The following is a 12,268-nucleotide window of genomic DNA, read 5'->3' on the forward strand; positions in this document are numbered from 1 at the left end:
ATATTATTTGAACGCATGCTAAACCTGCACAATGAATTACACAAGTAAAAACTTGGAAAATAACGCAGACATGTCCACGGCTGAGCGCATCCTGCTCCGGCTAAAGACGCGCGGCCCGGCCTCCACGGCGACACTGGCGCAGGAGCTCGCAATGACGGCGGAAGCCGCGCGCCTGCAGGTGCAGAAGCTGCTGGCGGAAGAGTTGATCAGCGGCGCGCAGGAAGCCGCCGCCGGCGCCGGACGTCCGCGCCAGAACTGGGAACTGAGCGCAGCCGGCCATGCGCGCTTCCCCGATACGCATGCCTACCTGACCATCCAGTTGATCGGCTCGATCAGACAGCTGTTCGGCGAGGAGGGACTGGACCGCCTGATTTCCCAACGCGAAGGCGAGATGCGCAAGGATTACCTGAAGGCCTGCAGCGGCCTTGCGAGCATTCCCAGAAAGCTCGACAAGCTGGCCGCCCTGCGCGCCGCCGAAGGCTACATGGCGCGCGTCGAAAAGGACGGCAAGGACTGGCTGCTGATCGAAGACCATTGCCCGATCTGCGCGGCGGCGACCAGCTGCCAGGGCTTCTGCCGCTCGGAGCTGCAGCTGTTCCGCGAAGTCATCGGCGGCGACGCCTCGGTCACGCGCGAAGAGCATTTGCTGGCCGGTGCGCGGCGCTGCGTCTACCGCGTCAGCAATACCTGATGCCGTAGACGCAAAGTTGTATAGGCAATGCCGTCGGCTTCATGTCAGAATCGCTCCCGGAACCTGTTCACACAACATGAAAAAATCCCCATATAAGGAAGCTGCAATGAAGACACCGATGACCACCTGCCTGCTGGCGCTGACGATGGCTTTGAGCGCCTGCGCAATCCAGCCTGCCGGCGAGCGGACAACGCCGACCGGACAAGTGCCGCAAGCGCGCGTTTATATCAAGAGCATGCTATCGCAATCGTCGGGAACGGCCGAAGTGCAGTTCTCGCGCAGCAAGTCTTTCCTGTCCGGGAATGCACCGCTGGAGCTGGCGATCAATGATGTGGTGCTGGCGCAGATCGAGTCCGGCGAACAGTTGAGCATCTGGCTCAAGCCGGGGACCAGCTACGATTTCAGCGTCAAGCCGGTGCATTCGCTGAATAGCCAGACCTATCCCTTAACCAGAAAGATCACCGTGGATCTGAAAAATGCCGGCGTCTACAAGATATTCATCGGTAGCGACCAGGGCGGCGCTACCCTGGAACAGCAAAAGTAAAACATGAAGGTGTCCGGAGCGATTTCCGGACTATTCAAAAAAGCGCGGCTGGTCCGCGCTTTTTTAATGCCTTCCGGAAAATTGATGCATCCCTGCAACGCCCATGGCATACGGCTTTCATGATGATCCTGCGGCAAAGATTTCCTCAGGAAAACACTCTCGCCGAAATAACAACACTCTCCGGAAAATTATCAATTAACCATCATTCTTCACGAGCGGATGAACTTCCCCGGCACTAAGATGTGGGGAAAATCGACAATAAGAACCTCTCATGGACGAAGAACTCTATCTCATCAAGGATGCCGGCGTGAGCCCGCGCCAGGTTCGCCTGGCTCGCGTCATCGTCGGGCTGCTGGTGCTGTCGGCGGTCATCGCCACGCCGCTGGCGACGACGCCCCTGCTGCCGATTCCCGGGTACATGAGCGCCTTCGGCATCGCCATGATCGTGGTTAACATCATCCTGGCCTCGCTGCTGTTTGCCAAAGGACTGATCGAAAGCAAGGAGTCCTCGATCCGGCTGGGCGCTGCCTATTTTTTCGTGACGGTGATTTTTGTGCCGCTGATCGCAGCCTTTCCCGGCGGCCTGATGGAAGCGCCCATCATCGGCAGCAACAGCAGCGCGGTATGGCTCTGGTGTAGCTGGCATACCGGTTTCGGCCTCCTGATCATCCGCTACGCGACGAGTTCGGACGACACCGCCGGCACTGCAACCAGCGTGCGCAAATCCATCCTCGCCACGATTGCCGTGGTGGCGCTGCTGACGCTGGGGGCAACGCTGGGCCTGCCTTATTTGCCGGAAGTGTTCCGCAACGGCCGCAACTTCTTCGATGATTCAACCATCCTGGTTCCGGCGCTGGTGTTCGGCGTCAATGCCATCGGCTTGCTTTGCGTGATGCGCATGCGCGAAGAAAAACCGGAACGGCTGTGGGTCATGGTCGGCATGGTCGCCGCCTGTATCGACGTCTGGCTGACGCTGTATGGCGGCGCGCGCTTTTCCCTGGGTTGGTATTTTGCCAAGATAACCAGCCTGTTCACTTCGCTGGTGGTCCTGATTTCGCAGTTGTACGGCATTACGCGGCTGTATCACGGCATCGCCGGCGCCAACAAGATCCTCATGACGCAGGCCAACCAGGACGGCCTGACTGCGCTGTCGAACCGGCGCTGCTTTGACCAGGTGCTGGAAATCGAATGGAATCGCGCCCGCCGCGACAAACGTTCGCTGGCACTGCTGATGATCGACGTCGACCATTTCAAAAAATACAACGATTGCTATGGCCACCTGGCCGGCGACGACTGCCTGCGCCAGATCGCGCAGCAGCTCTTGCGCGTGATCAACCGTCCCGGCGACGTTGCGGCCCGTTACGGCGGCGAGGAATTCGTGGTCATTCTGCCCAACACGGACGCCGCCGGCGCCCGCCTGGTCGCCGAACGCCTGCTGCTCAATCTGTCTGCGGCGTCGATCCCGCACGCCGACAATCAGCCGCTGGGCCAGGTCACGCTCAGCATCGGCGTATCGGCCACGGTGCCTGGTCCGGGCGCCAGCACGAGCGCACTGGCGCTGGCAGCCGACAAGGCCTTGTACGAGGCCAAGGAAAGCGGCCGCAACAAGGTCTGCACCGCCCCGCGTGAACTAGTCACGCCGGCACCACCGGCTTTCCTCATGAGCTGAGCGGGTTGGGAGCCAGATATTCAACAAACCGATAACTGGTATTGGTAATCAAAATTGGAAAAGGTCATCTGAAACACGCATACTGCAACGCAACATAACTCACTTTCTTGCGGAGCCTACCATGCGTATCCTGATCGACGTCCTGCCATACACCCTGCTGATCGCTGCAATGGTCGCACGTTATTTCGCGTCGACACGCTGATCCATGGCGGCAAGCCTGCTGCGGGCCACCGCAGCCAGGTCTGAAATGAAAAAAGGGCGGATTTTTCCGCCCTTTTGTTTTTGTTTTTCGCTTTATTTTTACTTTTCCTCCAGCGCAACGCTCCTCTTTCCGCGTCTTTACAATCCTTTCGCGCCGTTCAAGTAACCGTCCCTGCCGTCGTTATGGAGCTGGGTGGCCGTGCTCGCTTGGCATTACACTCCACGCTCCATTTCGCTTCCCTTCATTTCGAAAGACCTCTCATGCCGCGCATCATGACTCTCCTCCTCGCGACCGCACTGGCGCTGGCCATCTCCGGCTGTGCCTGCGTGCCCGGTTTCGTGGGTTTTGACAGTCGCTGCGGCTTCACCAATCTGCCCAGCGGCCAGCCCTGAGGACAATTTACACTTGCAAATCGGGGTTAAGTTTTTACCCCGCAGGGTCTGCAGTGCAACGCAACAAAAACGCAGCCGACAACTTATCAATGCAGGTGCAATTCCAGCCATGCTGCCAGGTCGTTTTGCGCGCGCAAACGACGCTCCGGCGATTCGTTGAAAATCTCATGGAAGGCGTCGTCGTAGCAATGCATGGTTTTGTCGACCTGCGGCACATGCGCGAAGAATGCCCGGCTGCCGGCAGGATCGACAAAGGCATCGTCGTCGGCGAACTGCAACAGCAACGGTGAAGTAAACGTGCCGGCATCGCGCTGCACGCACGCCATCGCATCCAGCATGAAATTGACCACCCGCGCCGCCACCTTGCCGTGATTGAGTGGATCGCCGCGGAAGTCGCGCACCACTGCCTCATCATGGGACAAACGCTGCGCGGGCAGGCTGGTCGGAACGGCGAACCCGGGCGCGAGTTTCGTGGTCAGCGCGAGCAGGAATTTCTGGAAGCCCGACATGCGGATTGCCAGCGCCGGCGACGACAGTATCAGGCCGCGCACCTTGGACCAGCCCCCGGTGGCGAAGCGCGCCGCCACCAGGCCGCCCATGCTGTGGCCGAACAAAAACGGCGTGGCCTGCGCGAGAGCAGCGAAATCGTCGAACACGATTTTGAGGTCATCAAGGAAATCATCGTTCGCCTGCACGCTGCCGCGCGCACCTTCCGAACGGCCATGACCGCGATGATCGTGAATCCGCACCGAGCAACCGGCTGCATGTAAAATTCCCGCCAGCTCGATGTAGCGACCGCCATGCTCACCCAGCCCGTGCACCAGCACAATGGCGCCGCGCGGCTGCGGATGCAGGTAGTCACGATAGAAAAGCCGCACGCCGTCGGCGGCCTGGAGGAATCCCGTATTTTGATTATTGTCGGACATGGCGCTGCGTTTCCTTGAAGGGGAGATCACGGACGTCTGCATATTGCCCTAAAAACCGGCAATGCACAGCATCGCCCCCCACTGAGTAAAAGCGGAATATGCGCAGCAAGGAAAATCGGAAACACGACAGATAAGCGGCAGACAACCGGAAAACAAACGCGCCGGACAATCTGCTCAAAAAAATCGCGATGCAGATCGTCCGGTGGCTGTGGAACGCCGCGCCGGGCGCTCCTGAGGAATTGGTGTTGGTATATTTTCTAACCGCCAACTCCGGTATCGAGACCAGATAATAAATTCGCTTCCGCGCTCCACCAATCGGACGATGCCGGATTGCCTTGTAGGACAAGCTCCCCCTATCGCCCGGCGCCAGTGCCTGCGGCTACTGCCCCTCAGACCGACGAATTCCGGCTCGCGATTTCGATGCGCTCGCGACGGCGTGTACGACGCACACGTCGCAGCGCCAGTTGCACGCTGGCCAGCCAGGATAGCGGACGCGGATGTACGACCGCGCGCAATGCACGTGCATAGTCGAGTATCAGCCCCGGCGTCCATGCCATCGTCATCGCTCGCTTGCGGATGTGGCTGGCGACCCAGACTTCCGGCGAGAACAGGATCTTGACGAAGCTCGGCCAACGATCGGCGCGCTTGCCGATCACACCTTCCAATGCAGCCTCCAGCGCATGCGCGACGGTGCTGGAACAATTGCGATGCGTCAGGTTGTAAATCTCCTCGCGGCGATAGTCTTGCCAGAACTGCTGGAGGCGATGCGCATCGTAATCGCGGAAAGAAATCTTTTCAGTCGATTCGCACCACGCCGCCGATTCGGACGGATAGTCGGTCAAATAGCGTCCGCGCACATTGTTGTCCGGCGTCGCACGCAGCAGGCGCGAAAACTCGCCCGGCGAACGATCGATCTCAACCGCCGGATACAGGCTGATATACAGGCTCGGTGCGATCTCCAGCGCCGCGTGGCCGGTCGAGATGCGGCCGCTGGCATCAACCGCCGCGATGTAGCGATCGACGATGGGACGATGCAGCGTTTCTTCGCGGGCCGAACCTGCCGGCGTCCAGACATGCACCGTCAGCGGCGTCGCCGAAGTGGCGACTGCCGGCGCCATCGCCGGCGGCTGCCCATCGTAGCTGCCCGCATCGAGCGGCCGGCCGGAGCCGGCGTTGCGATAGTCCAGTTGCGACATGGAACTCTCGCGCGGCAAACGGCGCGAACGGCTTGCCAGCCAGATCATGCTCCAGCCGCTGAAGATCAACCCCATGCCCAGGCAATACGGCACGGTGCCTTTGTAGTGTGTTGGGTAAGGCTGGAAGAAAAAAATCGCAATCAGGATCTGGCCGACACCGCCTGCCACCGCCATGCGCCAACGCGGAAAACGCACGATGGCGGCCGAGATGATTTGCAAGCCGCCACCGATCGTGAAGGCCGTGCCGAATAACATGGCCAGCAGCATATCGCTGGTGGGATACGACGAAATGATCAGCAGCGCAGTCAGCAGGAACAGACCGCCCTTGACATGGCGCAGCGTCTTTTGCGCGCCCACGCCGCTCGACGCCAGGAACAAGGTGGCGAGACTTTCCAGCAGCAACAGCCAGCCGAACAACGTGAGTGGAAACACCAGCACGCCGTCGAGCGCATCCACGCAGAGGCCGATGCCGATGACTGCCCAAGCCAGCCCGATCAATGCCAGCACATGCCAATAACGCCGGATAAAATCCGCTCCCAACAACAGCAACACCAGACGTATCACGTTCGATCCCCCCTTCAGATGACCGCCCTGCGCGGTCCGATCTATTTCCCTGCGTCCATTTTACCGTCGTCGCGATGCTTGTTCCCAACGGAAAGAATCGACGACAATGGGCAGCCCTCTCTCTTTAGACCATCCATGCTCCTCTTTTCCACACTTGTCGGCGCGGTACTGATGTTTCCTCTGAACATGGTGCTGCTCGGCGCCCTCGGGCTGCTGTTGCGACAACGCCGGCCAAGGGCGATATGGCTGAGCTGGACAGCGCTGGCATTGTTGCTGGTGTTCAGCACGCGGGCCGGCGCCCTGCTGCTGGTCGCGCCGCTGGAAATGCGGACGCCGCCGCTGGCATCGATTCCTCCGGCGGCACAGGCCATCGTCGTGCTCAGCGGTGCGCGCCTATCGAATGCACCGGAATACGGCCATCAGGACAAGCCGGGGTTCATCACGCTGGCGCGGTTGCAATACGCCGCGCGCCTGCACCGCGATGGCGGCTTGCCGATTCTCGTGACCGGCGGCAAACCCGACGGCTCGGCCGAAAGCGAAGCGGCAGTGATGGCGCGCAGCCTGCACGACGACTTCGGCGTCGTTACGCGCTGGCAGGAGCAGGCGTCCGACACCACCGCAGACAACGCGCGGCTGACGGCGCCGATCCTGCGCAATGCCGGCGTGCAACAGGTGCTGCTTGTGACCGACGCCATGCACATGCCGCGCGCGGTACGGAGCTTTCATAAGCAAGGCATCGACGTCATCCCGGCACCGACGATTTTTTTCAGCGATGAACGCCTTACGCTCAACGACTGGCTGCCGGGAGGCGAAGGATTGCGACGCAGCAACTACGCGTTGCACGAATGGTTAGGCTCACTCTGGTACGCGTTGCGACCCATCGCAAACAAAAGCCGATAAGGCCAAGGAAAGCCTCACTAATCGGGGCTTTCTTTTTTTCTACCACGTTTAAAGTTATCCTGTTGTCGGGCCGTTAACGACACAGTCCGGGCAGCATTCCGGACGACAACTCGGGTATTTGTATCCAAGTTTTCAAGGCATGCGCAGACACGCCGCTCATTTCAACTTTAATCAAAGAAAACTCTGGAGACCATGGGATGAAACTTTCATTCAAACAACGTCTGTGGGCGCCGCTCGTCATCAGCCTGATCGCACTGCTCGCCATTTCAATTTTCAACGCTTACCAGGCGCACAACATCCGCCTTGAAGAGCGCAAGAAAGATCTGATCAACGTGGCGCAAGTCGCGATGAGCACCATCAAGGAATACGGCGAGCTGGCCAAGAACGGCACGATGAGCAAGGAAGAAGCGCAGAAGACCGCGCTGGCGCGCGTGAAGATGATGCGCTACGGCACCGATGGCTATTTCTCGGTCTCCAATTCGTCCGCCGTGACCGTCATGCATCCGATCAAGCCCGAGCTGAACGGAAAAGACCTGACCAATTTCAAGGACCCGGCCGGCAATCAGGTGTTCGTCGATATCTCCAAGGCCGCTGCATCGCCTCAGGGCGGATTCATCAATTACATCTGGCCGAAAGTCGGTTCGCCCGATCCGGTGCCGAAAACTTCCTATGCCTTCCGCTATGAGCCATGGGACTGGATCGTCACCACCGGCGTGTACATGGACGACGTGAATGCGGCGTTCACGCAATCGGTCTATCAACTGATCGCCATCGTGGCCGGCTTCGCGATCGTGCTGATCGCCCTGGTGGTCGTCAACAATCGCAGCATCCTGCGCACCATCGGCGGCGACCCCGGCGACGCGGCGGAAATCGCCAACCGCATTTCCGACGGCGACCTGACGCTGGCCATCCACACCGCACCGGGCGACACTTCCAGCCTGGTGTATGCATTCAAGCGCATGCGCGATTCGCTGACGCACACGATCTCGAACATCAAGTCGTCGGCGGACACCATCGCCACCGCATCGAGCGAAATCGCCAGCGGTAACCTGGACCTGTCGGGACGCACCGAACAGCAGGCCGGCTCGCTGGAAGAAACCGCTTCCGCGATGGAAGAACTGACCTCGACCGTGAAGCAGAACGCCGACAACGCGCGCCAGGCCAACCAGCTGGCGGTATCCGCATCCGAGGTTGCGATCCAGGGCGGCGCGGTCGTCAGCCAGGTGGTCGACACGATGGGATCGATCAACGAATCCTCGCGCAAGATCGTGGACATCATCAGCGTGATCGACGGCATCGCCTTCCAGACCAACATCCTGGCGCTGAACGCAGCGGTGGAAGCCGCACGCGCCGGCGAACAAGGCCGCGGCTTCGCGGTGGTGGCGTCGGAAGTGCGCAGCCTGGCGCAACGCTCCTCGGCTGCAGCGAAGGAAATCAAGACGCTGATCGACGATTCGGTGTCCAAGGTCGACGTCGGCAGCAAGCTGGTGCAGCAAGCCGGCGAAACCATGAACGAGGTGGTCGCCAGCGTCAAGCGCGTGACCGACATCGTCGGAGAGATCAGCTCGGCCAGCCAGGAACAAAGCGCCGGCATCGGCGAAGTCGGCCAGGCCATCACGCAGATGGACGAAGGCACGCAGCAAAACGCCGCGCTGGTGGAACAAGCCGCCGCCGCCGCACAATCGCTGCAGGACCAGGCCGCCACGCTGGCCCAGCTGGTCGGTCGCTTCAAGCTCGACGCCACGCAGGCGCAAGCTGCACCGATTGTCAGGACTGCAGCGCCAGCAACGGCACCAGCACCGGTGCGCGCTGCCGTAGCGAAGGCGCCGGCCCGGCCGGCTCCCATCGCCGCCAAACCCAAAGCGACTGCCGCTGCGACTGCTCCACGCATCGCCTCGGCGCCGGCCAAATCGGCGGGACCGAAACCGACGATGCCTGATTCCGATTCGGATTGGGAGACCTTCTGACGGACATTCCTGTGCCAGAGTGAATGGGAGTGAATGGCAGGAGAAACAGCAGTAAAACGAAGGGCTTGCATGCAACTGCAAGCCCTTTTTTATGTCTTTTTTTTACGCGGCAACAACCATTCTGACACCAAACATAATCTCGGCCTGGTAACGTTGCCGGCAAGAACGTCGACGGCTACGCCATTATCCCGAGGGAAAACTTGCCATGGGATCAAGATGAACTGGCGGATGGCCAGGTCACCACCGACATCAAGTATCTCCGATGCGACAGATTGGCCCCGGCAAGCACACTTCTTGCGTGCACTTTTTGCTCAGCCCACAGTCAAACTGGGAATCGGCATAAAATAGACCGGTAAATTTGGCCAGTTAATTGTCGACCGTCTGTGAAAATCCAGCAGCTCTGACAGGTCCGTCCTGTCGAAGCCGTTTAAGGAAAGAGACATGGAAAACTCTCCCAAAACAATGTCCAGCCTGATGTGCGAGCTCAGCGTCGCACTTGCCGACCTTGCTGAAAAAATGAGCAATCTGGCAATCAACCTGGAAAACCACTACCTCGACTCCGATGCCGAAGAGCCGGCTGCATTGATGGAAGCAGCGCGCTCCACGATCGAAAAAGCCAGGAGCAACTAAGCTCCCGGTGGAAATTCCTTCTCTCCGTCTCCCCTTCTGCCTGCATTTCGAACCGATTATCCGCGTTTTCTTTTTGACATCATCGCGCCGCCTGTTTCATCGGTCGCCAGCGCGTTTTCATCATCCAGCCAGAACGACACCCCTTCCGCCGCCACCCGCTCCGCAATGAAATCCGCCACGACATTGACGCGCAAAATATCGCGCGCGTCGGCATGCGTGATCAGCCAATAGGACCGATGCAATTTCACTTGCGGCAACAAGCGCACCAGTTTTTTCTCGCGCCGCGCCATGAAACAGGGCAACACGCCCAGACCTGCCCCACCGACCACGGCCGCCATCTGGCTGATGATGTTGGAAATGCGCATGCGCGGCCGCAGCGCCGGTGAAATCTCGGACAGGTAATCCAGTTCGCGCGACCACATCAAGTCTTCCACGTAGCCGACCCAGGGATGCGCCTCCAGTTGCGACTTTTCGTTGATGGCCGGCTTCCGGCGAAGGTAATCGCGCGCGGCGTAAATGCCGAGTTCGTAGTCGTTGAGCCGGCGCGCATACAAGCGCCCCTGCTCGGGTCGCGTCATGCTTACCGCGATGTCGGCCTCGCGTTTGGACAAGCTGAACATGCGCGGATTAGCGATCAGCTCCACCTCGAGTTCCGGATGGCGCTGCGCCAGCAGGCTCAGTTGCGGCGCCAGGAAATACGTGCCCCAGGCTTCCGGCGTGCCGATGCGGATCGAGCCGGTCAGGCCCTGCGCGGGATCATCCTGGCGCGCATGGATGCGCACCGCCAGGCTCTCCATTGCTTCGGCTTCGGGGATCAGACGCTCGCCTTCGACGGTCAGCGCATAACCGGCCGAGCGGCGGTCGAACAAGGCCACGCCGAGCGACTCCTCCAGTCCGGCGATGCGCCGGCTCAACGTCGAATGATCGATGCCGATCCGGCGCGCGGCCACGGTCAGGCGCCCGGCGCGCACCACGGCGAGGAAGGCTTGCAGGTCGTTCCAGTCGAACTTGTTCATGGTGTTTCCGTATGCGATTTTTTGCACATGAAGTGTGTGATATTCGGCATTTACCGGGAAAAATCCCAATGCTACTCTTTTTCTGCTTTTACGCCCTCGGGTGCGCAATTGCGCTCACTCCATGTCCACGCGGGCGACAAACCTAAAAAAGGAGACAGCATGTCCAACATGTTCCATCAGCTCAAGGCCCTGGCCCAGGCCGGCAAACCGGTGCGGGTCGGCCTGATCGGCGCCGGCAAGTTCGGCTCGATGTTCCTGTCGCAAGTGCCGCGCACACCCGGCGTGCATCTGCTCGGCATCGCCGACCTTTCGCCGGCGCGCGCCAAACAGGCGCTCGCGCGCGTCGGCTGGAAAGACGACATGCACGCCGCGCGTTCGTGGGAAGAAGCGCTGCGCGACGGCAGCACTTTCGTGCAGGACGATGCCGAAGCGATGATCGCGCATCCGCAACTCGATATCGTCATCGACGCCACCGGCAGCCCCGCCACCGGTATCCGTCACGCCCTGTTGTGTTGCCGGCACCGCAAGCACATCATCATGGTCAACGTCGAAGCCGATGCGCTGGCGGGACCGCTGCTGGCGCGCCGTGCGGCCGAAGCCGGCATCATTTACTCGATGGCCTACGGCGACCAGCCTGCGCTGATCGCCGAGATGGTGGACTGGGCGCGCACCTCGGGCTTCGACGTGGTGTGCGCCGGCAAGGGCACCAAGTATTTGCCGGTGTATCACCAGTCGACGCCTGACACGGTGTGGGGCCATTATGGTTTCAGCGAGGCGCAGGTCGCTTCGGGCGACTTCAATGCGCAGATGTTCAACTCCTTCCTGGACGGCACCAAGTCGGCGCTGGAAATGGGCGCAGTCGCCAACGCCTGCGGCCTGACGCCGGGCGCTGACGGACTGGCCTTCCCGCCCTGCGGCGTGGACGATCTGCCTAACCTGCTCAAGCCATCGTCGGCGGGCGGCATCCTGTCGCACTCCGGCACGGTGGAAGTCGTGTCATCGCTGGAGCGCGACGGCCGTCCGGTATTCCGCGACTTGCGCTGGGGCGTGTACGTGACCTTCGAAGCGCCCAGCGATTACGTGCGCGACTGCTTCGCCCAGTACGGACTCAAGACCGACGCCAGCGGCCGCTACGCCACCATGTACAAACCGTATCACCTGATCGGTCTCGAACTCGGCATCTCGGTGGCCAACATCGCCGTGCGTGGCCAGGCCACCGGCAGCACGCTGGCATTCAGCGGCGACACCGTCGCCACCGCCAAGCGTGATCTCAAACCGGGCGAGAAACTCGACGGCGAAGGCGGTCACATGGTCTACGGCAAACTGATGCCGGCGGCCGATTCGCTCAACGCCGAAGCGTTGCCGATCGGTCTGGCGCATCACATCGTGCTGCAGCGTCCGATTGCGGCCGGCCAGGCGGTGCGCTGGAGCGACGTCGCCATCGACAGCAGTGTGCAGGCGATCCAGGTGCGGCGTGAAATGGAAGCGCTGTTCCGCAAGGAAATGGGATTGGCGGCGCCGCGCAGCAGCATCGCCGCCTGATCCGAACGGACATGGGAAAAGCCGCCGTC

Annotated in this window: 10 protein-coding genes; 7 read left to right on the forward strand and 3 right to left on the reverse strand. The window is 60.7% G+C overall.

The window, feature by feature from the left end; genetic code table 11:
* Positions 1-70: 70 nt before the first annotated feature.
* From F506_RS18060 to F506_RS18070, 3 genes are all read left to right on the forward strand, one after another.
* Positions 71-691 carry a helix-turn-helix transcriptional regulator gene (locus F506_RS18060; RefSeq protein WP_235471224.1) on the forward strand — a complete coding sequence of 207 codons (621 nt, stop codon included), beginning with the start codon at positions 71-73 and terminating at the stop codon, positions 689-691.
* Positions 692-797: 106 nt separating this feature from the next.
* Positions 798-1,235 (forward strand): hypothetical protein, encoded by a 438-nt coding sequence (locus F506_RS18065; RefSeq protein ID WP_053199736.1) that lies wholly within the window; start codon positions 798-800, stop codon positions 1,233-1,235.
* Between the two features lie 271 nt (positions 1,236-1,506).
* The gene (locus F506_RS18070) at positions 1,507-2,904 is read left to right on the forward strand and encodes a GGDEF domain-containing protein (RefSeq protein ID WP_053199738.1); all 1,398 of its coding nucleotides are present in this window, start codon (positions 1,507-1,509) and stop codon (positions 2,902-2,904) included.
* A 680-nt stretch (positions 2,905-3,584) separates the two neighbouring features.
* Here F506_RS18070 and F506_RS18075 read toward each other — a convergent pair.
* Together F506_RS18075 and F506_RS18080 are read right to left on the reverse strand one after the other, a co-directional pair.
* Positions 3,585-4,424 (reverse strand): alpha/beta hydrolase, encoded by an 840-nt coding sequence (locus F506_RS18075; RefSeq protein ID WP_053199740.1) that lies wholly within the window; start codon positions 4,422-4,424, stop codon positions 3,585-3,587.
* Between the two features lie 389 nt (positions 4,425-4,813).
* The gene (locus F506_RS18080) at positions 4,814-6,127 is read right to left on the reverse strand and encodes an HdeD family acid-resistance protein (protein ID WP_083458312.1); all 1,314 of its coding nucleotides are present in this window, start codon (positions 6,125-6,127) and stop codon (positions 4,814-4,816) included.
* Positions 6,128-6,355: 228 nt separating this feature from the next.
* On the opposite strand from F506_RS18080, the gene F506_RS18085 reads away from it, so the two are divergent.
* The 3 genes from F506_RS18085 (at position 6,356) to F506_RS18095 (ending at position 9,681) form a co-directional block, all read left to right on the forward strand.
* On the forward strand, positions 6,356-7,084 hold the full coding sequence (locus F506_RS18085; protein ID WP_235471230.1) for a YdcF family protein: 729 nt from the start codon (positions 6,356-6,358) through the stop codon (positions 7,082-7,084).
* Positions 7,085-7,281: 197 nt separating this feature from the next.
* Positions 7,282-9,051: a methyl-accepting chemotaxis protein gene (locus F506_RS18090; protein ID WP_053199745.1), complete on the forward strand. Its 1,770-nt coding sequence runs from the start codon at positions 7,282-7,284 to the stop codon at positions 9,049-9,051.
* Between the two features lie 441 nt (positions 9,052-9,492).
* On the forward strand, positions 9,493-9,681 hold the full coding sequence (locus F506_RS18095) for a hypothetical protein (RefSeq protein ID WP_053199747.1): 189 nt from the start codon (positions 9,493-9,495) through the stop codon (positions 9,679-9,681).
* 56 nt (positions 9,682-9,737) lie between these two features.
* On the opposite strand, the gene F506_RS18100 is transcribed toward F506_RS18095, so the two are convergent.
* Positions 9,738-10,697, reverse strand: coding sequence for a LysR family transcriptional regulator (locus tag F506_RS18100; protein WP_053199749.1), 960 nt, complete (start codon positions 10,695-10,697; stop codon positions 9,738-9,740).
* A gap of 159 nt (positions 10,698-10,856) precedes the next feature.
* Here F506_RS18100 and F506_RS18105 point away from each other — a divergent pair, with 159 nt between their 5' ends.
* Positions 10,857-12,239 carry an NAD(P)H-dependent oxidoreductase gene (locus F506_RS18105; RefSeq protein ID WP_053199750.1) on the forward strand — a complete coding sequence of 461 codons (1,383 nt, stop codon included), beginning with the start codon at positions 10,857-10,859 and terminating at the stop codon, positions 12,237-12,239.
* Positions 12,240-12,268 lie beyond the last annotated feature (29 nt).

This window comes from Herbaspirillum hiltneri N3 (genome assembly GCF_001267925.1).
GTDB classification, from domain to species: Bacteria; Pseudomonadota; Gammaproteobacteria; order Burkholderiales; family Burkholderiaceae_D; genus Herbaspirillum; species Herbaspirillum hiltneri.

What these genes read in the sequence shown, in the direction of transcription:
- F506_RS18105 (WP_053199750.1), top strand. Translation starts at nt 10,857, where the DNA reads ATGTCCAACATGTTCCATCAGCTCAAGGCCCTGGCCCAGGCCGGCAAA.
- F506_RS18100 (WP_053199749.1), bottom strand. Translation starts at nt 10,697, where the DNA reads ATGAACAAGTTCGACTGGAACGACCTGCAAGCCTTCCTCGCCGTGGTG.
- F506_RS18070 (WP_053199738.1), top strand. Translation starts at nt 1,507, where the DNA reads ATGGACGAAGAACTCTATCTCATCAAGGATGCCGGCGTGAGCCCGCGC.
- F506_RS18060 (WP_235471224.1), top strand. Translation starts at nt 71, where the DNA reads ATGTCCACGGCTGAGCGCATCCTGCTCCGGCTAAAGACGCGCGGCCCG.
- F506_RS18065 (WP_053199736.1), top strand. Translation starts at nt 798, where the DNA reads ATGAAGACACCGATGACCACCTGCCTGCTGGCGCTGACGATGGCTTTG.
- F506_RS18090 (WP_053199745.1), top strand. Translation starts at nt 7,282, where the DNA reads ATGAAACTTTCATTCAAACAACGTCTGTGGGCGCCGCTCGTCATCAGC.
- F506_RS18095 (WP_053199747.1), top strand. Translation starts at nt 9,493, where the DNA reads ATGGAAAACTCTCCCAAAACAATGTCCAGCCTGATGTGCGAGCTCAGC.
- F506_RS18075 (WP_053199740.1), bottom strand. Translation starts at nt 4,424, where the DNA reads ATGTCCGACAATAATCAAAATACGGGATTCCTCCAGGCCGCCGACGGC.
- F506_RS18085 (WP_235471230.1), top strand. Translation starts at nt 6,356, where the DNA reads ATGTTTCCTCTGAACATGGTGCTGCTCGGCGCCCTCGGGCTGCTGTTG.